The sequence below is a fragment of the Pseudomonas salicis genome (assembly GCF_057128705.1).
Map to the genome: position 1 here is coordinate 397,274 of NZ_JBSKHU010000001.1, position 21,612 is coordinate 418,885.

A 21,612-nucleotide genomic window follows, 5' to 3' on the forward strand; every position below is an offset into this window, starting at 1 on the left:
CGGTGAACCAACGCGTCAAACCCGACGTCTCCCGTCGCAACGACAACGGCCCGGTTCGCGGGCTGAAATTCAAGCTGCCGGTCCTGGCCGTGCTGTGCGCCTTGCCGCTGTACGGCCTGATCGTGTCGGGCGTGCGCGGCGGATCGTGGTGGCCGCTGGCGGTCTATTCGCTCATGAGCCTGCTGGCGGTTGCGTTGTACGGCTACGACAAGAAACAGGCCCGCACTCAAGGCCAGCGGACACCGGAGAAAGTCCTGCACGGCGTCGAGCTGCTGGGCGGTTGGCCGGGCGCATTGATCGCACAGCAACTGTTCCGCCACAAGACACGCAAAGTGTCCTATCAGGCGGTGTTCTGGCTGATCGTGCTGCTGCACGAATTGTTCTGGGTCGACCGGGTGCTGATGGGCGGACGTTTTTTGGTCCGGCACCTGTACTGACAACGCGGTCGAGGGCGTTCAGAGCTTGAGCGCGACCTGCCGCCGTTTCGGCAATTTGCTCACCACCAATTGGTGAGAGCGGGTCAATAATTCACGCAATTCTTCATCACCCATGGGGTAGGGATGCGACAGGGTGATCCAGTACGCGCGTGCGAGGTAGGGCGCAGGGCGCACGCCGGGTCGGTCGACGTAACCCAAAAACAGGTCCGGGCCGACCTTGAACGCCAGGTCGTTCCCCGCCAGCCCCATGACCGCGAACATCTTGGTCTCGGCGATGGAGAACACCCGCACGCCACCCCATTTGTAGTCCTCCCTTGCGCCGGGCAATGCCAGGCAAAAGGCGGAAACGTCTTCGATATCCATAGGCTTCCTGTAGAAAAACTTCTGCCGGTGCACGTTTTAACAGAATCAGTGTGAATTTGGGGGATACCGCAATGCCTCTTACACGTCGTGGGTTTCTGATGGGTGGCGCAGCGCTGTGCCTGCCGGGCGCGGCCAGTGCCGCAGTGGGTTTTAACTGGACGACATGGCCGGAGCTGCTGGCGGGGGGCGACGGCCACGCTCAAGCTGCCGGGCTGCCGGATGCGGCCATCGAACACATTCTCGAACGAGGGGGCTGGTCGCCGTCGGCGGACGACAACATTCAGGGGGAAACCCTGGACGTCGGGTTCGTCAAAACGCTGATGCTCGATTATCGCGACAACCCTCAGAATTCCACGGCGCAACAAGGATTAGGGCTGATTGCCTTGACCCTTGGCGTCGCACAATGGGGGATCGACGATCCCTCGGGCCTGCCCCCCGACCCGGTGCAGAATGACTGGAAGTCACAGACCAGCGCCAACACCGGCAAGCACCTCATGAGCTATGGCGTAGGTGGGGTGGGCATTGCTCACATGGATCAGGGCGATCTGTTGGAGTTCATCACCTACGTCGCCCAGTCCGGGCTGGTGCCCGCCGAACACAAGGTCGCGCTCCTGCGCCTTGCGGACCCCGCGCTGTACCCGGCCGAAGGGGTCGGCGTTTATGGTCAGCTTCGAGCAGCGGGTTTATGTGCGCCGGTGCAGATCGAGGCGGACCTGGAAGGCGCCGCGTTCAAGCACTTTTCAAACCCCCATTACCCCAGCTACTGCGACAAGTACCGCAACCCGTCGCTGACGTCCCTGGACTGGCAAACGTTCCGGACCTTCATCCGCGCGGCGCTGCGCACCAAGGCCGGGCAACGCTGGCTGTTTCAGAGCTGGCTGGAAAAGTACTGGACCAGAAGCCTTGCTGCCGTGCCTGCGGGCGAGGGTGCGGCGGAAGAGCTGTTGGTCAACGTGCGCCTGCGCAACTCCCTGCCGGCCTGCGCCGATCGTGCCGTGAAAACCCCGGCCACTGACGTCGAGGGTCGGGTGCGGCGTGAGCTGGAGGAATACGCCAAGTGCGCGCCCAGTGCCTATGAGCGCCGGGCGACGGTGATGCTCCGTTCTGTCGTGCTGTACCGACATTTCACCGGCGCCGCGCCGCTGAATCTGACGTGAACCGCCAGAAACGTCAGGATTGGCTCATGGGCACGCCGAGGCGAACTGGCTGAAACCCTCGGTCACGTGGTCGAGCCATGCGCGCACGGCGGGCAACGCGCCCCGTCGCTGGGTGTAGGCCGCCTGCAGGTTGCCGGTCGACATGGACCAGTCCGGCAGCAACCGCACCAGCGTCCCGTCGGCCAGGGCGTCCTTGCAATTCATCATCGGCAGCATGGTCATGCCCAGCCCTGCCAGTGCGCCCGCCTTGCGGATGTTGAAATCATCCACGGCCAGTCGCGCGTCGAGCACCACTTCCTGGCGACGGCCGTCTTCGTGAATCAGCAGGAAGTGCACCTTGCGGTCGGCCTCGATGGCGCCCAGCACAGGCAGGGCGCTCAAGTCGTCGGGGGTGCGGATGTCCATTCCAGCAATCAGCGAAGGAGAGGCGACCAGCGCTGCAAACGCCGGCACCAGTTGACGGACGATGAGGTTCGGGTCTTCATCACCGATGTCGCGCACGCGCAGGGCGACGTCGATGCCTTCATTGACCAGATCGACCCTACGGTTCACCAGCAGCAGCTCCAGCTGGACCTGGGGGTAGCGCGCCAAAAACTCCGTGACCACGTTGCTCAGGTTCCAGTGGGTCATGCCGACCGGGCAGGACACCCGCAGGCGCCCCCTCGGTTCGGCCGACAGCGACGCCACCGCCTCATCGGCCATTTCAGCCTCCAGCAGCATCGCCTGGCAGTGTTGCAGGTAACGTTCGCCCACCGCCGTGAGCGCCAGTTTGCGGGTGGTGCGCTGCAGCAGGCTGGCGTTGAGGCGCATTTCCAGCTCGGCAATCCGCCGTGACAAGCGCGACTTGGGAATACCCAGCGCACGCCCGGCTGCCGCGAAACCGCCGCATTCGACCACCTTGGCGAAGTAATAAAGGTCGTTGAGATCTTGCATGATGAACTCGATTGTCCTGTGAGTGGGACGAACTATCGCATTTTTGCCGACTAATCAGCCATTGGCTTACCGGGTAGGATTATCGTCACTTGATCGCCAAGCGGCGATTCCCACTCAGGAAGCACATTCATGACTCTTTTGCACATCGATTCCAGCATCCTCGGCGATCACTCCGCTTCGCGCCAATTGAGCCGCAGCGTCGTTCAATCCTACGTCGCCGCTCACCCTGGCACCGACGTGGTCTATCGCGATCTGGCCAGCGAAGCACTGGGTCACTTCTCCGGCGCGGCGCTGGCCGCTGCGGGCACACCGGCTGAGGGCCGCGACACCGCTCAGAACCTGGAAGTGGACACCAACGAAGCGACCCTGCAGCAATTCCTGGCGGCTGACGTCGTGGTCATCGGCGCGCCGATGTACAACTTCACCATCCCAAGCCAACTGAAAGCCTGGATCGACCGTATCACTGTCGCCGGCCGCACGTTCCGTTACACCGAAGCCGGTCCCGAAGGTCTGTGCAAAGGCAAGAAAGTCATCATCGTTTCCACGTCGGGCGGCCTGCACGTGGGTCAACCTACCGGTGTAGGCCATGACGCGCTCCTCAAGGTGCTGTTCGGCTTCCTGGGCGTTGCTGACCTGGAATTCGTCACCGCTCACGGCCTGGCCTATGGCGACGAGCCTCGTGCCGCCGCACTGACTGCCGCCCAGAAGCACATCGAAGAAACGCTGTTCGCGTAACTCCTCGATCGCGGACGCCGCTTGTCCGCTGCCACAACGCTGTCGAAAGCCCCGTCATCCCATCGATGCCGGGGCTTTTGTCGTTTCAGGCCTGGTGGAATCACGCGCGTTCAGCCGGGCGACAGACTTTGCGATTTCTTTGCGGGTAAGCTTCTCCGGATAGCGCTAAAATTGCCGTAACCGGCCGCTTATTGATTACAAATGGCCAGCTTTTCTCATATTTCCGAGCTTGGCCCGCCTTGTGCAATATCGATCTAAGCATCGCACCGAATGTTATCGATCTTTACCGGTCAGATAGCGACAGGCTGCGGTTTACAAGGAGTTCAGGCCCATCGGGTCTGATTCGACGGCCACGGATTGAGAAGGTGAGGGGCATTGCGATGATGCGTCTTTGTGCAGTGATGGTGATTAGCCTGTTCAGCGGCCTGATTTCAGTGCAGGCCAGTGAATCGGAAAACTGGAGCGTCGGCTTTCATGAGCTGACGTTTCTCGATCCGCTGGATTCCCAGCCGATGCACGCCTACGCCTTTTATCCGTCCACCGACCCGGACAGCGTAACCCGGGTTCAGGGCTATCCGATCCGGGCCACCGAGGACGCGACCATCGCCATGGGCCGGTTCCCGATGCTTATGCTGTCACACGGCAACACCGGCACTCCACTCGCTCAACACGACCTGGCCACGTCTTTGGCCCGTAAAGGCTTCGTGGTGGTGGCGGTCTTTCACCCCGGTGATAACTACCTCGATCACAGCCGCCTTGGCAGCCTGAGCAATCTGTATGGGCGACCGTTGCAGATCTCGGAAGCGATCAGCGCGGCGTTGCTTGACCCGATGCTTTCGCCTTACATCAGCGCCCGCCGCGTGGGCGTCATCGGCTATTCCGCCGGGGGCGAGACCGCGTTGATTCTCGCGGGGGCCAAACCTGACCTCAAACGCCTTCGCCAGTACTGTGTCGAGCGTCCGCAAGACATTGACGCCTGCAAGACTCAAGGCGAATTGCTGGTGGATCGTGAGGACTTGCATGCCCAGGCGGACCCTCGCGTCGGCGCGCTGATGTTGATGGCACCCCTGGGCATCATGTTCGGGCGTCAGACATTGGCGGATGTGCACGTGCCGGTGTTGCTGTATAGCGGCGATGGCGATGAGCTGCTGGCCATCGACAAAAATGCCGAAGCGCTGGCGCGCAAGCTGCCGGACGTGTCGAACTTCAAGCTGTTGGCCGGGGCAGGGCACTTCGTGTTCATGGCGCCGTGTGACGACATGCAGCGCGCCACCCAGCCGGGGCTGTGCACCGACGCCGTGGGCGTGGACCGCGAAGACATTCATCGCAATTTGAGCAGTGAGGCGGTGGAGTTCTTCGGTTCGACTCTGGGTACGCCGTTGAGCACGGCAGGCATGCAGCAGGCGGCGGTGCATTAACGCCCACTTGCGCGTTCAAGGGCCCCTGCGGAAGCGAATTCATTCGCGAAAGATTGGCCAGACGCTGGAGATGCATCGTCTGTGAGGGCCATTCGCGAATAAATTCGCTCCCACAGATGTATCCCTGCGCCGCGAAATGCGAGCAGACGCGGACTCTACTGTGGGAGCGAATTCATTCACGAAAGATTGGCCAGACGCTGATGATGCATCGTCTGTGAAGGCCATTCGCGAATAAATTCGCTCCGACAGTTGGATCGCATCCAGCGCCTATCTCGCTCTGATCACTTTCCCCTGACGCTCCCCAATCTTCCTCGCTTGACCGTCCCGCTGCTTCCCCGTACGTGCCTCGCTGATCAATGCGGGGATCAGTGGGCCTTCGGGCAGGTTTTTCCAGAAGCGGGCAGGGAGGTGGCCCTGCATGACCTTGGGGTTGAGCCGCGCGGGGTTGAAGATGTGGCTGTAATAGGTCAACCACAGCTCGCCGTGGGGATCGTCGGCGTTGCCCGCCAACGCTTGCCAGGCTTCGGGGCATTGGCGCTTATGGATCAGTTGCTGACCGTCGTAGAACACGCCGTCCTGGGGCGTCGCGATCATCCAGCGATGACGGCCCAGACGGCCGATGAAATGCTCGCTGGCGGTGCGCAAAATGTCGTGGGCGGGTTCATGCCACGCCACGTATTCCGGCAATGACCGGGTTTCCAGCAGTGCTGCCTTGACGGCTAAGTCCTTCGGGTTCGGATCGACGGGCAAGGCGATAAAGCGCAGAAACGCATGCAGGTGATGGGCTTCGCGGCTGACCTGCTTCAGTCTCCGGTGAAGCTCGCTGCCCAGCTTGTCGCCTGCGAGCATCGCCGTGCGGTCGCCATGAACGACGCGCCACAACACCTCATACAACACACTCCAGCGCTGTTCGCCGCGATATTGCGCTGCGTTTTGCAGCAGTTCAATCAGCTCCAAAGGCACCCGCGCCTGAAACGGGCCGGGGTGATCAGGGTAGTCGTGTTCGCTGGCAAACAGGTCCGCCTCTTCGCGTACAGTCCAACTGACCTGATCCGGATTGATCTGATGACTGAGCAGCCAGCGGGCTTGCTGTCGCCAGGTCTCGAACAGGTCGTCGCAATCGAGAATGATCATGCCCACAGCGCCATCTGTTGAGGCTGCGGGCGGTCGCGCAATTGCTCGCGCAGCATGACGCTGGAGCTTTCTGCCTGTCGGGGGTGGTAATCGCTGGTGATGATGAAAGGCTTGGCTTTGGCCAGCACGCAGCGCAGGCGGGTCAAGTCTTCATAGCGAATCCGCCGTTGGCGACGCAGTTCGACAAGGCGCTTGGTGGTGCGGATACCGATGCCGGGAATGCGCGCGATCATCGCCGGTTCTGCGCGGTTGAGGTCCAGCGGAAAAATATCGCGGTGTTCCAGGGCCCAGGCCAGCTTCGGATCGATGTCGAGCGCCAGGTGCCCCGGTCCGCTCAGCAGCTCGTTGGCGCTGTAGCCGTAACCCCGGAGCAGAAAATCCGCCTGATACAGCCGGTGTTCGCGCATCAGCGGCGGGGCCGCCAAAGGCACGCTTTTCGGGCTGTTGGGGATGGGGCTGAAGGCCGAGTAATAGACGCGCTTGAGCCGGTAATCGCCATACAAGGATTCAGCAGTGTGCAGCAGGGTGCTGTCGTCAGTGTCATCGGCGCCGACAATCATCTGTGTGCTTTGCCCGGCCGGGGTGAAACGCGGGCCCTTGGGCTCGTTCAGGATGGTCTGCTGGCCGGTATAAATGGTCTGCATGGCCTGCTTGATCGAGCCCATTTCCTTCTCGGGGGCAAGTGTTTGCAAGCCGAGTTGGGTGGGCAGCTCAATGTTCACGCTCAAGCGGTCGGCATAACGCCCGGCTTCCTCGATCAGGGCCGGGTCGGCTTCGGGAATGGTCTTGAGGTGGATGTAACCGCGAAACTCGTGTTCCTCGCGCAGCAGTTTGGCGACGCGCACCAGTTGCTCCATCGTGTAGTCCGCCGAGCGAATGATCCCGGAGCTGAGGAACAGCCCGCTGACGCAGTTGCGGCGGTAAAAATCCAGGGTGAGGGTCACGACCTCTTCCGGGCTGAACCGTGCGCGGGGCACGTCGCTGGAGCGGCGATTGACGCAGTACTGGCAGTCGTAAAGGCAGAAGTTGGTCAGGAGGATTTTCAGCAGCGAGACGCAGCGCCCGTCAGGCGTGTAGCTGTGACAAATGCCCATGCCGGTACTGGAACCGATCCCGGATTTGCCCTCGGAACTGCGCTTGGGCGCGGCACTGCTGGCGCAGGAAGCGTCATATTTGGCGGCGTCAGCGAGGATGCTGAGCTTGTCGATCAGCTGCATGGGATTTCTCGATACTGGTTTTATGTACAGTATCGAGTTCCGCGACAATCAACAAGGGCCGATTGAAGGGATGAGGGGGTTCTGAGGCATCCGGGTGACCGAAAAGGCCGGACCGCGATCGTTCTCTCAGGTGCCGATGTAGCGGTGGGAGCGAAGTCATTCGCGAGCGGGCGGCATTGCCGACGCCTTTCCATCGCCTGAACCACCGCTTCGCGAATGAATTCGCTCCCACAGAAGATATTTGCATAGCACTTCGGAAGTGCTTAGCTGATCCGCTGCACCAATTCCCGCAGCTCACCGAAGTTTTTCACCGGGTGAAAATTGACGTGGTCTTCGAAGTCCGAGAAATCCGTGTCGCCATACCCGGCCACTTGAGCCCCCGCGCCGAGCCCTGCCATGACGCCGGGGATGCTGTCTTCCACCAACAGGCATTCCTCCGGTTTCAGGCCCAGCAAATCGGCCGCATGCTCGATAAGAATGGGCGACGGTTTCCACGCATCCACTTCGTACGCGCTGACGATCAGGCCATGAAACACGTCCAGCAGGCCGACCGTGCTCAGGCAGGTTTCGATCTTGCTGCGCGGGCCGTTCGATGCCACGCATTTGGGCAGGGACAGGCTGCGCACGAAGTCCACCGCACCGGGCATTTCTTCGAGTTCAGCCTGCAACAGCGGGAGGGTGCGCGCCCGGAAACTGTTGACGATTTCGAGGTTGGGCAGCCACGGGTAATCGCGGCACAGGCCTTCCATGCACAGCGCGAATTGCACGCCACGGAAGCGTTCCAGCACTTCATCAAGGGTCAGGGTGACCCGGTGTTCCTGCAATATGTCGCGCAAAAGCCCCGCAGCCAGCCGTTCGCTGTCCACCAGGGTTCCGTCGCAGTCGAAAATGACGCCTGCAATGTTCAAACAGGATTCTCCCGTGTTCATGTTCGGGGCGGTTGGACCGGCATTATCCAGAAAAGTTGGCGGGGAGGGGGGAACACTGACCTACGGTCATGCAGGCATCGGCCTACAGACCAAGGCGAATATGATCACGCACTGGGCTGTAGGCCTTGTAGCAACAGCGGCCGGTTTACACAGAAACCGGGGTCACTAGCTTACCTTCGTCGAAGAAACCGCTGACGTTGGCGAAAACCAGATCGGCCATGGCTTGACGGGTTTCGTGTGTGCCGCTGCCGATGTGCGGCGTCAGGACCACGTTGTCGAGGGTCAGCAGCTCGGCTGGAACATTGGGCTCGTCTTCGAACACGTCGAGACCTGCGCCCGCGATGCCCGACTCCAGCAACGACGCGACCAGCGCCTTCTCATCGACCACAGAACCACGGGCAACGTTGATCAGGAAGGATTTCGGCCCCAGGGCTTTCAATACTTCGGCGTTGACCATGTGCTGCGTGTCAGCCCCGCCCGGCACAATCAGGATCAGATAATCCGACGCCTTGGCCAGCTCGATGAGATTGCCGTAGTGGGTGTAGGAAACATCCGGATAGGCCTGACCACGACGGTAATAGGCGATGTCCATGTCGAATGCAGCGGCGCGTTTGGCAATCGTCTTACCGATCTTGCCGAGGCCGACAATGCCGCAGGTCTTGCCATTGAGGCTGTTGCCCAGCGGCAGTTTGGCGTTTAGCCATTTGCCGGCCCGCACGAAGCGCTCGGCTTCACCGATACGACGGGATACGGCCAGCATCAGGGCCAAGGCGGTTTCGGCCACGGCATTGTTCAGGACATCGGGGGTATTACTCAGTGGGATGCCGCGTTTCGCCAGGTAGGCGGTGTCGATAGGGTCGTACCCCACGCCAAAACTGTTGACCACTTGCAGGTTTGGCAGCTTGTCGAGCAACGCGTTGTCGGTGCCGTAGACGCCGCTGGTGACCACGCCGCGAATCTTGGCGCCATGCTCAGCGGCCCAGGCGTCGATGTCCTTGATCTCCCAGCGGTTGTGCACGGTGAAGTCACGTTCCAGGTCTTGCGTCAGTGCGGCATGCACCGGACCCCAGACCAGCACGTCGGCTTTCTTGTCGCTCATTGTTTCCTCCTTGCGGCGCGCCCTCTGACCGAGGCGCGCCTGGGTGACAGCATCGAAAAACGTTTCAGCCGTTCTTGTTTAACACAGGTTGCGGTTCGGAACGCCCGGTTTTGAGCAGTTCGGCGATGGCCATCGTCAGCAGCGGGGCGAAAAGCGCGAAGTATGAACTGTCGATGCCGTATGGATTGCCCGCCAGAAACCAGCCGATGGTCGAGAACACCGACAGGATCACGCCTGCCAGTGCGCCGCGACCGCTGCCGAATTTTGGCGCGTAGAAGCACATCAGCACGATCACCGCGAGCGTGGCCCGCAGGGCTTTGCCGAGGAAGGCGATCAGCAGAATCTTGTCGGCGAACAGCGCCAGGATCAACGGCAGAAAGCCGATGACGATAATTGCCAGACGAATGAACACCACCGATTTACGGTCATTTTTCTCTTTGTTGAAGAACGGGTCATAGAAGTCCTTCATCGCCAGTGTTGCGGAGGCGAGGGTGTTGGCCGAGATACCACCGAACAGCGCGCCCGCCAGACCGATCACCACCAGGCTCGCCGAGAAGGTCGGCATGTGGGCGATGAGCGCGGGGAAGGCGTCGATGGATTTGATGCCGGGGTACAAGTAGGCGCTGCACATGCCGATGAGCGCCGCCATCAGGCCGAAAGGAATCATCAGCGAAGACACATAGAAGCAGGCGCGCTTGGCGGTCTTTTCGTCCTTGGTGCTGACCAGCGCTTGAATCACGTACTGAGTGGCGAAGATCGAGCCAACACCGCCGATCATCCACGCGAAGATCTGACCCCAGCCCACGCCGGTGAAATCGAACATGGTCGCAGGCAGCTTGGCTTGCAGCGCGCCGATGCCACCGCTTGCACTCAGGGCGAACGCCAGCGCGAGGGCAATGCCGATGTATTTGATCACGGCGTGCACGAAGTTGGTGTAGACCACCGAGCGCATGCCGCCGACGCTGACATAGAACACGGTGATCACGCCCACCAACAGGATCGCGAGGGTCTTGTCGATGTTCAGCACCGCCGCCAACACCGCGCCGCCGCTGGCGTAAAGCGCCACGGAAACGATGCTCAGCGCACAGATGGTCAGCACCGAAGCGGCGTAGCGTGTGCCTTGGCCGTAGTTCTGCGCGAGGATGCCGGAGATCGTGTTCAGGCCGGTCTCGCGGTATTTCTTCGCCAGTACCAAGGCCAGCAATAGAAAGCCGAGGGACAGCGCGACCAAGTTCCAGGCCGCGGAAATCCCGGCTTCAAAACCCTTTTGTGCTGTACCGATGCTCACTGAACTGCCGATGAACTCGGAGAGCAGCAGGGCACCGATCAAAAAGGGTGGAAAGCTGCGGCCGCCACCGGTGAAACCGTCGCTGCTTTTCGCGTGTTTGCGCACGCTGTAGCCGATGTAGGACATGACCACGAAGTAGCCGGCGGTCAAGCACAGGATGATTGTTATTCTTGGGTCCATGTTCGCTCCGTTCCCCTTTTTCAGGGCGCGTGGAAGGTAATGCGGGCGTGAGTGGGCTACACAGTCACAGGTCGTTGTAGGACGACAGGGCTGATTCAAAGCCGAATGTAGAAAAGGCAGATTCAACCTGCCCAGGGCTATGCTGTGCCGGGAGACGGATTGGGAGACTGATTGGGAGAAGAGCGGTCGGGCGTAAAGGCCCAGCCAACGTGGGATGCAAGGCGGAAAATCGTGTGTGTGTTCATTTTTATTAGAGGCTCGTGATTTACGTTGGAAAGCAACTCAATACGAAGCGTTCGTTATACGTCATCGTACAACGTCCTGCAATCGTACCGTTGTGCTCCGGTGAATCAAGGGCCGTTTGTCGCTGGCCAGGTGGTAGAGAAGGTCTGCGCGATCAGCTTCGCTGCCGTCGTGACCTCCGGCGTCTGCCACCGATTCTGCGTCGAATTTGCATGTTCGGCCTGATGCTGTTTTGCCATTCAGCGTCGATCACACATTTTGAGTTCGACACTGATCTCGTAGGAGACGCCGGAGGTTACGACGGCAGCGAGAAGGCCTACCGCCTCAGCCTAAAAACGCCTCAGTCGAAATGACCTCCGCATAGGCAAACCCCAACGCTGACATGAACGCTGCATGCACCTGTGCGGCAGGGACGGTCGTGCCGTTGAATTCCAGGTCGCGGGTCGCGCAGGCGTCATGGATGACGTTGACCTTGTAACCCAGATCCGCTGCTGCACGAACCGTAGCGTCGATGCACATGTGGCTCATCGAGCCGATCACCACCAAGTCCTCGATCCCCTGTTCGTCCAGCAGCGCCTTCAGGCCGGTCTCGCGAAAGGCATTGGGAAAATGCTTGAGCACCACTGACTCCTGCCCCTGATTCGCCACTTTGGGGTGCAACTGCGCGCCCTCCGAGCCCGGCACGAAAAACGGGGCGTCGGTGCTGGTGAATTCGTGGCGCACGAAGATCACCGGGTGGCCTGCATCACGGCTCGCCTGAACGACACGGGCGGCGTTGTCGACGGCGGCATCGGCACCCGTCAGCGGCCATTTGCCGCCAGGGAAATAATCGTTCTGGATGTCGACGACGATGAGTGCTGTGTGGGACATGTCTGTTTCCTCGGTGGGATGTGTGTGATGTGGCGTTCAGTATTGACCTCTCTGTCGCGCAGGAGGATTGTCAGCACCGACATATGGCGAGGGAAAACTGACAATGAGCGTTGAACGGGCGGTGGCCGACATCGGGGTGCTGATTTACCCCGGCGCGCAAATGGCGGCGGTGCATGGGCTGACCGACCTGTTCGAAGTCGCCAACCGCATGGCCGACGAACAGCAGTCTTCGCAACTGCCACGGCTGCGGGTCAGTCACTGGCAGGTTGATGCGCAATGCGAACCGCAGCGGGTGTTTGAGACGTTTGCCTCGGACGGGCAGGGACCGTTGGCCGCCGTGCTGATTCCGCCCTCGTTGATGGGGCTACCGGGAACGGAGGCCATGGACGGCCTTTCGCGCTGGGTGCTGGCCCAGCATGGGGCCGGAGCGACCATCGGCACGGTGTGCCTGGGCGCTTTTGTCCTTGCGCAGACGGGGCTGCTCGACGGTCGTGCCGCGACCACCCACTGGAGTCAGGCGAGTCCTTTGAGTGAACGCTTTCCCAACATCAAGGTGAATGTCGACAAGCCCATCATCGACGACGGCGACATCATCACCACGGCGGGGCTGATGGCCTGGTCCGACCTGGGGTTGCGTCTGGTGAGCCGATTGCTCGGCCCTGGGATCGCCTCCCGGACGGCACGTTTTCTGGTGATCGAACACAGCGAAAGCGCGCAGGAATACGGCAGCAACTTTGCGCCGATTCTGAACCACGGCGATGCCTCGGTGTTGAAGGTCCAGCATTGGCTGCAAAGCGTCGGTGCGGTGGACGTGTCGGTCGATGAGATGGCGCGGCGCGCCGGGCTGGAGGAGCGCACTTTTCTGCGACGCTTTCGGGCCGCGACGGGCCTGAGACCCACCGAGTATTGCCAGCATCTGCGAGTGGGCAAGGCACGGGAGATGCTGGAATTCACCACCTCCACGGTCGACCACATCGCCTGGACCGTGGGCTATCAGGACCCTGCGGCTTTCCGCTCGACCTTCAGAAAAATCACAGGACTGGCTCCCAGCGAATACCGCACCAAATACGGCGTTGGCTCGCAGGGGGTGTCATCCCGTGGTTGAATCATGAGTCACTCGACGCCCCGCGCTGTCCAACGCGACAGCTCTCTTCTGGAAGACCGACATTTCATGCTCATGAACGGACTCACTCGCCACGCCCATGGCCTTGCCGCCGCGCTGCTGCTGGCGTTGCTGGCCGGGTGCGGCTCGCAGCGGACTCAGGCGCCGCCACCCCCGCCCGACGTGGTGCGCAGCGAAATCGTGCGGCTGTTGCCCGCCAGCGTCCCTGATCGCAAAGGCTGGGCGACCGACATCTACACCGCGTTCGATGCGCAGAAAATCGACCCCACTGTCGAAAACCTCTGTTCGGTGCTGGCGGTGGCGGAGCAAGAATCCAACTATCAGGTCGACCCGGCCGTGCCCGGCATGGGCAAGATCGCCCAAGACGAGATTGACCGTCGCGCCAGCAAGGCCCACATCCCCAATCTGCTGGTGCGCAGTGCGCTGGACATCCGCTCGCCCACCGGCAAAACCTACAACGAACGCCTCAGCGCGGCCCGCACCGAAAAAGACCTCAGTGCGATCTTCGACGACTTCATTGGCATGGTGCCTTTGGGTCGCACGTTGTTCGGCAACTTTAACCCGGTGCACACGGCGGGGCCGATGCAGGTCAGCATCGAATTCGCCGAACAGCAGGCGCGGGGCTATCCCTACCCGGTTGAGGATTCGATTCGCCATGAAGTGTTCAGCCGTCGTGGCGGGGTGTATTTCGGCATCGCCCATTTGCTCGGCTACCCGGTCAGCTACGACAAGCCGATTTACCGTTTCGCCGACTTCAACGCCGGTTGGTACGCCAGCCGCAACGCTGCGTTCCAAAGTGCAGTCGCGCGCTTGACTGGCAAGCGCCTGGCGCTGGATGGCGACCTGATCAGCTACGGTTTCGGCCCTTCGCTGGGGCAGACCGAACTGGCCGTGCGCAGCCTGCACACGCAATTGGGCATGCGCAATCCGACCATTCGCAGCGCGCTGGAAAAAGGCGAGACGCTTGAGTTCGAAGACACCGATCTCTACAAACAGGTGTTCGCCCTGGCGGACAAGGCGGCAGGCAAGCCGCTGCCTCGGGCGATTTTGCCGGGCATTGTGCTGGAAAGCCCGAAGATCACCCGCAAGCTGACCACAGCTTGGTTCGCGCAACGGGTCGAAGAGCGTCGCGTGCGCTGCATGGCGCGGGCGTCGGGCGCGTTGAAATGAAAGCAACGGCCGTAGAGGCGACCGCTGGTCATATTCGTGGCACCTCTGGGCGTCGACTGCTTCGAACCTGAGACAGCCCGATCGTTGGGCTCAGCCGAGAGAGGTGCTTATGTCAGTCGATCCCACCACGCCGATCACCCGCCCCGAAGAGCTGCCGACCGCGGATCAGGACCTCGATCCCGATGCCAAGGATGACGAAGACTTCGAGGAGGACAAAAAGGAGAGTGCTGAAGCGCGACCCGAGGATTGGCAAAAGCCCGACGCGCCGCGTCCCCCGGACTGGAATGAGCCGCCGGCCGCCACTCCGGTGCCTCCGCCCGACGAGCCGACGCCGCTGTCCGATGATCTGCGTTAACAAACCTGTATCTGCGCCGGAGCGAACACGATGTCCGCTCCGGCCTTTTATCGTTGTGAATCAGGGAGCTTTTGGCTGTGAAGCGTGAAACCGTGTCACCCGGCATTATCACCAGCAGCGTGCCGATTTCCGACGTCGAAACCGCCGAGACGATGCTGTTTGGCACCCCCAAGGAACGGCTGGATTTCTACCGAAAGGAAATCCAGTACGAGACGGCTATCCTGTCCAACCGCACCAACGCCTATTTGTCGGCCCAGTCATTTCTGGTGATCGCGTTTGCCTCGTCGATGGCGAACTTGAACCCGGAGTGGGGCAAGCTGTTCACCCTGGTCGTGCCGCCGTTTCTGACGCTCCTGGGGCTGATCAGCTCGATGCACGCCTGGCCGGGGATTCGCGCGGCCTACGAGATCATCGATCATTGGCACTTCAAGCAAAGTCAGCTGCTGCACAGCCAGCCCGCCATGGGCTTGGCCTATGACGATTCGCCGTTGTTCAGTGAGCACGAGTCGAGCGAGAAGGGCTATCGGAAGTCGCTGATGTTCTCGATGCGCACGCCGTGGCTGTTCAGTGGGTTCTGGTTTTTGCTGGGCGCGTTTTCGATTTATGCGCAGACGACGGATATGGCGTTTTAGAGAAGCCGTACAGTTGGCCAAACTGTGGGGCGAATTCATTCGCGAAAGCATTTGGCAGACAACACATCTGCGTCGGATGTACAACCTTCGCGAATGAATTCGCTCCCACAGTTGCAAGCTGTGTTTGCCCTTTGGACGCGTGCGTGGGGTTATACACGCATGTTCTGCCTATCAGCGCCAAGATCAATCTGTGATCAAGCCCGCAATTTCCGCTGGGCGAGCCGGGCCCTCGTCAATCCCGACCTACACTCCATCATCGGCCCGGAAAGGCAGGCACACCGGTGCCCGGCCTGATCAACATGGAGGTGGTGTGATGCTGTTTACCCCGGAACTGCGCAGGACCCTGGAAAGCGCGTTTCTGCCCTTGGCCTGTGAATGCACCCTCATGCCCGGCGGCGGCCTGCTGGTGAAAATCTACGACGCCACCACCGGTACCGTCGCCATGCAGGTCGAGAACGTGTCCATTTCCAATATCAACACCATGCGCGCCGTGGCCGAACTGGTTGCCGAATTGCGCTACGACTTGCGCACCACCCGCACGCCCTTCGGCTCGACCCCGACACGCTTCGCCGCTGCCAGCGGGGGGCTCTGAAAAGCGCCATCCGCCGCGTGGTCTATTATCTTCACCGGCCACGGAACCTTTCGTGTACGGTGATGTTACCTTGACACCAAGCGGGCGGCGGGTTATTCGTCGCACCCGCTCGCCGTAGTAAAAGCGCTTTATATTGAACCAGTTAGGCCCCGATTCGATTGCCGAATCCGCGCCTGACTCATTTTCGTGTGTCCGCCCGTCGTCGTGTCCTCACTCTATCGGACCCGACGAGCGCACCTTCAGGAGCCAACCTCATGGCAGTACTGCAGCAAACCACCGTGGATTCTCTAAAACGCGCCGAAGCCGAGCTGGCTTCCAGCTGGCGCGCCGATCTGGAGACGAGCGGCGCTACGCGCAATCTGAAAGCGGACGATGTCGACCAGCAGACCAAAGAGTTTTTGCGCCTTCTCATCGCCGTGCTGGAAAAGGGCGGCTCGCAGAACATCACCACGGCTGATTGGGACGAAGCCCGTCAGTTCCTCGAAAAACTGTCCCACCAGCGCGCGTTGGCCGGGCAGGATTCCCAGCAGACGGCCAGTTTTATTTTTGCTCTCAAAGGCCCCGTGTTCACGCTGCTGCAAAAGCAATACGCCGACAGCCCGGTCGCGCTGGCCGAACAACTCTGGGAAATCTCGCAACTGCTGGACGTGCTGGGCATGCACACCATCCGCACCTATCAGAAATCCCGCGAGTCGGTGATCAAGCGTCAGCAAGAAGAATTGCTGGAGCTGTCCACCCCTGTGGTCAAACTCTGGGACGGCGTGCTCGCCCTGCCGATGATCGGCACTCTGGATTCCCAGCGCACCCAAGTGGTCATGGAGTCCCTGCTGCAACGCATCGTCGACACCGGTTCCGAAATCGCGATCATCGACATCACCGGCGTGCCGACCGTCGACACCCTGGTCGCCCAGCACCTGCTGAAAACCGTGACCGCGATTCGCTTGATGGGCGCCGATTGCATCATCAGCGGCGTGCGTCCGCAGATCGCCCAGACCATCGTCCATCTGGGTCTGGACCTGCAAGGCGTGGTCACCAAGGCCAACCTTGCCGACGCGCTGGCGCTGGCCCTGCGCCGTCTGGGCCTGACCGTCACCAAGGCGGTATAAGCCCATGGAGCGGATTCCGATTCTGCAAATGGGTGACTTCCTGCTGGTCACCATTCAAGTGGACATGCACGACCAATTGGCGCTGACGCTCCAGGACGACCTGTCCGAGCGCATCAGCAAGACCTCTGCCCGAGGCGTGCTCATCGACATCTCGGCGCTGGACATGGTCGATTCGTTCATCGGCCGCATGATCGGCATGATTTCCGGCCTGTCCCGCATCATGGACGCCGAAACCGTGCTGGTCGGCATGCAGCCTGCGGTGGCGATCACGCTGGTGGAACTGGGCATGACCTTGCCGGGTGTGAGCACGGCGCTCAACGTCGAGCGCGGCATGACGCTGTTGCGCGAGCGGGCTTATTCCCAATGAGCGTGCGCAGCAGCGGCACCCAAGGCATTCAGATCGAACAGGATGTGGTGCTGGCGCGGCAACTGGCGCGCAAGCTGGCGCAGGAATGCGGCATGCGCCTGATCGACCTGACCAAACTGGTAACGGCGGTCAGCGAGCTGGCGCGCAACACCATGGTCTACGGCGGTGGCGGCGACATGGACTGGGAGATCGTCGAAGACGGCGCCCGCACCGGCCTGAGGTTGACCTTTCGCGACGAAGGCCCCGGCATTCCCGACCTGAAACTGGCGATGACCGACGGCTGGACGTCGGGCGGTGGCCTTGGCCTCGGGCTGACCGGCGCCAAACGGTTGGTGGACGATTTCGAGCTGGACACGGCGCCCGGCGCGGGCACTCGGGTGATGATCTGTAAATGGACCTGAGGCTGCACAGCAGCCTGACCCGCGTGTTGGCGATCGAAGACACGAGTCAGGTGGGGCACGCGCGGCGCATCGCGCAAAAACTCGCCGAACAGCTGGGCTTCGACGCCACGGATTCCGGTCGCGTGGCGCTGGTCGTCACGGAAGTTGCCAGCAATATCCTAAAGCACGCCAGCAACGGCGAGCTGCACCTGCGTGCGCTGCCGGGTGCTGTGCCGGGTGTCGAAGTCATCGCCATCGACCGAGGGCAAGGCTTCGACCTGGACGATTGCATGGCCGACGGCTTTTCCACCCGGGGCACCCAAGGCATCGGCCTCGGCGCCATGCTGCGTCAGGCTCAGGTGTTCGATGTGCATTCGGATAACCGGGGCACAGTGGTGCTTACCCGGTTCTACCCGCGTCAGGCGACCGTCAAGGACGTGCGGCTCGGCGTCTCCCAACATTCGCTGCACGACGACCCGGCCTGTGGCGATGCCTGGGAAGTGGCGATCACAGGGCAGCAGCTCAGCGTTCTGGTGATCGATGGCCTTGGCCACGGCCCGGAGGCTGAAAGCGCGGCGAAGGCGGGTACCCTCGCATTTGGCCGCGAACCGTTTGCCGATCCGACCCTGCTGCTTGAGGAGATTCACCACGAGATGCGCGGAACCCGTGGCGGGGCCATTGCGATCGCGCAATTCGATGGAGCACAGGACCGTCTGCGCTTCATTGGCATCGGCAACATCGGCGCGACGCTGATTGGCGAGGACAAACCGCGAGGGCTGGCGTCGCACCCCGGCATCGTCGGGCTGCAATACCGGAAGGTGCCGCCGGTGGGCTACCCTCAAAGCGCCGGACAGCTTTTGATCATGTACAGCGACGGCCTGCAATCGCGTTGGAATCTTCGCGATTATCCGGGTCTGATGTATCGACACCCGGCCATTATCGCGGCGGTGCTGCACCGCGATTTCTGCCGCGGCAGGGATGACGTAACGGTATTGGTGATGGCTCTGGAGACGCTCGATGATTGACAACCCTGCCCACGGCGCTCCCGAAGAGTCAGCGGAACTGAAGCAAGTGCGCGACGAGGCCGCCGCGTTGCGTGCTGAACTGGATGAGACCAATCAGGGCGTGCTCGCCCTGTACGCCGAACTGGACACCCAGGCCGAGCAACTGCGCCAAGCCTCCGATCTGAAAAGCCGCTTTCTGTCGTACATGAGCCACGAGTTCCGCACGCCGCTGGGATCGATCCTGAGCATCGCGAGCCTGCTGAGCGACGAACTCGACGGCCCCCTTAGCCCGGAACAGCACAAACAAGTGACCTTCGTCAGCACGGCCGCCCGCGAGCTGAGCGACATGGTCGACGATTTGCTGGACCTGGCGAAGATCGAGGCGGGACGGATCAGTATTTCCCCCGCCTGGTTCGACATGTTCGACCTGTTTTCAGCGCTGCGTGGCATGTTCCGGCCCATCGTCGACACCTCGGCGGTGGACCTGATTTTCGAGGAGCCGGTAGGTCTGCCAAGGCTGTACACCGACGACAAGAAGCTCGCGCAGATCCTGCGCAATTTCATTTCCAATTCATTGAAGTTCACTCAGCGTGGTGAAGTGCGTGTGTCTGCCCGCCTCGAAAGCGAGCGGGAAGTGCGCTTCGCCGTGACCGACACCGGTATCGGCATTCCGTCGGAGCTGCACGGCGCGTTGTTCGAAGACTTCGCCCAGGTCGATTCACCGTTGCAAAAACGCTTGCGTGGCACCGGCCTGGGGTTGTCGCTGTGCAAACGGTTTGCCGAGCTGTTGGGCGGCCGCGTGGGGCTGGAAAGCCAGCCGGGCGTGGGTTCGACGTTCTATGTGGTGATCCCGTTGGCGCTGGCGCAGGAGCACGGCGATGAAAGCTGACACCCGGCTGTTGATCGTCGACGACAACGCCGCGACCCGCTACGCCTTGCGCCGACGCATGGAGCGACAAGGTTTTATCGTGGCGGAGGCGGGCACCGGCACCGAAGGCCTGGCGCTGATCGCCGCCCAGGTGCCGGACGCGCTGATCCTCGACGTCAACCTGCCGGACATGAGCGGCTTCGACATCGTGCGACAGTTGCGCAGCGAGGCGCGCACCGCGTTGCTGCCGGTGGTGCACGTGTCCGCAGCGTCGATCCAGACCGGCGATATCGTCACCGGGCTGGAAGCTGGGGCAGACGCCTATCTCGTCCACCCGGTGGACCCGGACGTGCTGCTGGCGACCCTGCGCACGCTATTGCGGGTGCGCGACACCGAATTTGCCCTGCGTGACAGCGAAGACCGTTTTCGCGAGATTTTTGTCAACGTCTCGGCCCCCATTGCGGTCATGGATGGCGAGCTGAAGGTCCACGAATGCAACCACGCATTCGCCCGTTTGATCGCCACCGGCTCGGCGCAAAACGCCGTGCTGAGCTGCTTCGCCGACGATCAGGATCAGGCCATCGCCGGACTGCGGGACGCGCTGAATGCCGATGAGCGCTGGAAAGGCGTGCTGAGCATGCGCGTGCAGGGCGATGTGCGCGAGACCGAGTGGCAAGTGTCGCCGTACCGCGTCGAAGGCTTGAGCCTGGTGTTTATCGAAGACGTGACCGAACACCGGCGTCGCGAGCAGTCGCACCTGCAAAAACTCGACACGGTCAGCACGCAATTGGCCCACGAAGTGGCCGAGCGTGCCCGCACCGAAGCGCAACTGCTGCAAGCACAGAAAATGGATGCCATCGGCAAGCTCACCGGCGGCATCGCCCACGACTTCAACAACCTGCTGACGGGCATCGTCACCGGCCTGGAACTGATCAAGAAGCGCACCGAGGACCAGCGTCCCGAAAAAGTCCTGACCTATGCCGACGCCGCGCTGGCTTCGGCAAAAAGCGCGGCGAGCCTGACCCATCGGCTGTTGGCCTTCGCTCGCCAGCAACCTCTCGACACGCGCCCGACGGACGTCAATCAGTACGTTCGCTCCCTCGAAGACTTGCTCAGCCGGACCATCGGCAAGCGCATCGGCCTGACCCTTGAACTGACGTCACGCGGTGCCGTCGCGATGGTCGATGCCGGGCAGCTCGAAAGCGCGGTGCTGAACTTGGTGATCAACGCCCGGGATGCCTTGCCGGAAGGCGGCAACGTCTGGATCAGTACCTACGAGGCCTATTCCCAAGGCAATTCGCGCCTGGCGGATGGGCCCTACATCGCGCTGACCGTGCGCGATGACGGCGTGGGTATCGAACACCACCTGGTCGACAAGGTGTTCGATCCGTTCTTCACCACTAAACCCATCGGCGAGGGCACCGGGTTGGGGCTGTCCACTATTTACGGTTTTGCCCGGCAGTCCGGCGGCGACGTCAATATTCGCAGCGTGGTCGGCCACGGAACCGAAGTGACGCTCATGTTGCCCGCTGCGATGAATCAGACCGTGGAGCCGGCGGCGGTCGTCGAGAACGCCGAACTCGGCGCAGGGGAGCATGTCCTTATCGTCGAGGACACGGCGTCGGTGCGCATGTTCGTCAACGAAATCCTCAGCGACGCCGGGTATCGCTGCACACAGGCGGCAGACGTTGCCACGGCGCTGCAATTGCTTGAACACGACCCGTCCATCGACCTGCTGCTGACTGACGTCGGCATGCCACAGATGAATGGCCGTGAGCTGGCTCAACGGCTGCGCAGTTGGAGGCCGAATGTGCCGGTGCTGTTCATGACGGGGTATGCGGAGAATGCGCTGAACCGGCAGCATTTCCTGGGAGACGGCATGGACATGATCACCAAGCCGTTTCAGTTGGTGGACTTCCTCGGCAAAGTGAGGTCGATGCTGGACGGGTGAAGCGTTGTTTTTTCACCGTTTTTCGCAACGAGCGACCAATGCGGTGTAGATTTTTGTTACT

23 protein-coding genes are annotated in these 21,612 nt (G+C 61.5%); 15 read left to right on the forward strand and 8 right to left on the reverse strand.

The features are described 5' to 3' along the window. Positions 1–2: 2 nt before the first annotated feature. Complete coding sequence (locus ACWKWE_RS01845; protein ID WP_483849428.1) at positions 3–437, forward strand: DUF1294 domain-containing protein; 435 nt, start codon at positions 3–5, stop codon at positions 435–437. A gap of 18 nt (positions 438–455) precedes the next feature. On the opposite strand, the gene ACWKWE_RS01850 is transcribed toward ACWKWE_RS01845, so the two are convergent. Then, positions 456–800 (reverse strand): MmcQ/YjbR family DNA-binding protein, encoded by a 345-nt coding sequence (locus tag ACWKWE_RS01850; RefSeq protein ID WP_483849429.1) that lies wholly within the window; start codon positions 798–800, stop codon positions 456–458. A gap of 71 nt (positions 801–871) precedes the next feature. Between ACWKWE_RS01850 and ACWKWE_RS01855 the strand changes: the two genes are divergently transcribed. Continuing rightward, positions 872–1,957 carry a hypothetical protein gene (locus ACWKWE_RS01855; RefSeq protein ID WP_483849430.1) on the forward strand — a complete coding sequence of 362 codons (1,086 nt, stop codon included), beginning with the start codon at positions 872–874 and terminating at the stop codon, positions 1,955–1,957. 24 nt (positions 1,958–1,981) lie between these two features. Here ACWKWE_RS01855 and ACWKWE_RS01860 read toward each other — a convergent pair whose 3' ends face one another. After that, positions 1,982–2,890 (reverse strand): LysR substrate-binding domain-containing protein, encoded by a 909-nt coding sequence (locus ACWKWE_RS01860; RefSeq protein WP_483849431.1) that lies wholly within the window; start codon positions 2,888–2,890, stop codon positions 1,982–1,984. Positions 2,891–3,019: 129 nt separating this feature from the next. Between ACWKWE_RS01860 and ACWKWE_RS01865 the strand changes: the two genes are divergently transcribed. Continuing rightward, a complete protein-coding gene (locus ACWKWE_RS01865; RefSeq protein WP_483849432.1) occupies positions 3,020–3,625 on the forward strand; it encodes an FMN-dependent NADH-azoreductase in 606 nt (201 codons plus the stop codon). 380 nt (positions 3,626–4,005) lie between these two features. Beyond that, a complete protein-coding gene (locus ACWKWE_RS01870; protein ID WP_166598070.1) occupies positions 4,006–5,043 on the forward strand; it encodes an alpha/beta hydrolase family protein in 1,038 nt (345 codons plus the stop codon). 267 nt (positions 5,044–5,310) lie between these two features. Here ACWKWE_RS01870 and ACWKWE_RS01875 read toward each other — a convergent pair whose 3' ends face one another. From ACWKWE_RS01875 to ACWKWE_RS01900, 6 genes are all read right to left on the reverse strand, one after another. Further along, positions 5,311–6,177 (reverse strand): TIGR03915 family putative DNA repair protein, encoded by an 867-nt coding sequence (locus ACWKWE_RS01875; protein ID WP_483849433.1) that lies wholly within the window; start codon positions 6,175–6,177, stop codon positions 5,311–5,313. Then, on the reverse strand, positions 6,174–7,394 hold the full coding sequence (locus tag ACWKWE_RS01880) for a putative DNA modification/repair radical SAM protein (protein WP_483849434.1): 1,221 nt from the start codon (positions 7,392–7,394) through the stop codon (positions 6,174–6,176). Before ACWKWE_RS01880 ends, ACWKWE_RS01875 begins: the two co-directional genes overlap by 4 nt. 263 nt (positions 7,395–7,657) lie before the next feature. Continuing rightward, positions 7,658–8,302: an HAD family hydrolase gene (locus ACWKWE_RS01885; RefSeq protein ID WP_341964331.1), complete on the reverse strand. Its 645-nt coding sequence runs from the start codon at positions 8,300–8,302 to the stop codon at positions 7,658–7,660. 166 nt (positions 8,303–8,468) lie between these two features. After that, entirely contained in the window at positions 8,469–9,422 is a 954-nt protein-coding gene (locus tag ACWKWE_RS01890; RefSeq protein WP_483849435.1) for a 2-hydroxyacid dehydrogenase, read from the reverse strand. 64 nt (positions 9,423–9,486) lie between these two features. Next, positions 9,487–10,890: a sodium:solute symporter family protein gene (locus ACWKWE_RS01895; RefSeq protein ID WP_166598075.1), complete on the reverse strand. Its 1,404-nt coding sequence runs from the start codon at positions 10,888–10,890 to the stop codon at positions 9,487–9,489. A gap of 567 nt (positions 10,891–11,457) precedes the next feature. Next, on the reverse strand, positions 11,458–12,003 hold the full coding sequence (locus ACWKWE_RS01900) for a cysteine hydrolase family protein (RefSeq protein WP_483849436.1): 546 nt from the start codon (positions 12,001–12,003) through the stop codon (positions 11,458–11,460). A gap of 103 nt (positions 12,004–12,106) precedes the next feature. On the opposite strand from ACWKWE_RS01900, the gene ACWKWE_RS01905 reads away from it, so the two are divergent. The 11 genes from ACWKWE_RS01905 (at position 12,107) to ACWKWE_RS01955 (ending at position 21,551) form a co-directional block, all read left to right on the forward strand. Then, a complete protein-coding gene (locus tag ACWKWE_RS01905) occupies positions 12,107–13,108 on the forward strand; it encodes a GlxA family transcriptional regulator (RefSeq protein WP_483849437.1) in 1,002 nt (333 codons plus the stop codon). Between the two features lie 72 nt (positions 13,109–13,180). Further along, complete coding sequence (locus ACWKWE_RS01910) at positions 13,181–14,296, forward strand: DUF1615 domain-containing protein (protein ID WP_483849967.1); 1,116 nt, start codon at positions 13,181–13,183, stop codon at positions 14,294–14,296. 109 nt (positions 14,297–14,405) lie between these two features. Further along, complete coding sequence (locus ACWKWE_RS01915; RefSeq protein WP_166598078.1) at positions 14,406–14,651, forward strand: hypothetical protein; 246 nt, start codon at positions 14,406–14,408, stop codon at positions 14,649–14,651. A 152-nt stretch (positions 14,652–14,803) separates the two neighbouring features. Beyond that, a complete protein-coding gene (locus ACWKWE_RS01920) occupies positions 14,804–15,283 on the forward strand; it encodes a hypothetical protein (protein WP_166598114.1) in 480 nt (159 codons plus the stop codon). Between the two features lie 313 nt (positions 15,284–15,596). Beyond that, positions 15,597–15,875, forward strand: a complete 279-nt coding sequence (locus ACWKWE_RS01925) for a DUF1652 domain-containing protein (RefSeq protein ID WP_483849438.1) — start codon at positions 15,597–15,599, stop codon at positions 15,873–15,875. Positions 15,876–16,129: 254 nt separating this feature from the next. Beyond that, entirely contained in the window at positions 16,130–16,981 is an 852-nt protein-coding gene (locus tag ACWKWE_RS01930) for an STAS domain-containing protein (protein WP_341964336.1), read from the forward strand. A 4-nt stretch (positions 16,982–16,985) separates the two neighbouring features. Further along, on the forward strand, positions 16,986–17,348 hold the full coding sequence (locus tag ACWKWE_RS01935) for an STAS domain-containing protein (RefSeq protein WP_062381930.1): 363 nt from the start codon (positions 16,986–16,988) through the stop codon (positions 17,346–17,348). After that, positions 17,345–17,749 (forward strand): anti-sigma regulatory factor, encoded by a 405-nt coding sequence (locus ACWKWE_RS01940; RefSeq protein ID WP_166598081.1) that lies wholly within the window; start codon positions 17,345–17,347, stop codon positions 17,747–17,749. Before ACWKWE_RS01935 ends, ACWKWE_RS01940 begins: the two co-directional genes overlap by 4 nt. Further along, positions 17,740–18,753, forward strand: coding sequence for an ATP-binding protein (locus ACWKWE_RS01945; RefSeq protein ID WP_483849439.1), 1,014 nt, complete (start codon positions 17,740–17,742; stop codon positions 18,751–18,753). Before ACWKWE_RS01940 ends, ACWKWE_RS01945 begins: the two co-directional genes overlap by 10 nt. Next, positions 18,746–19,621: a sensor histidine kinase gene (locus ACWKWE_RS01950; protein ID WP_483849440.1), complete on the forward strand. Its 876-nt coding sequence runs from the start codon at positions 18,746–18,748 to the stop codon at positions 19,619–19,621. Before ACWKWE_RS01945 ends, ACWKWE_RS01950 begins: the two co-directional genes overlap by 8 nt. Next, entirely contained in the window at positions 19,611–21,551 is a 1,941-nt protein-coding gene (locus ACWKWE_RS01955; protein ID WP_483849441.1) for a response regulator, read from the forward strand. The genes ACWKWE_RS01950 and ACWKWE_RS01955 overlap by 11 nt, the downstream gene beginning before the upstream one ends. The last annotated feature ends 61 nt before the right edge of the window (positions 21,552–21,612 follow it).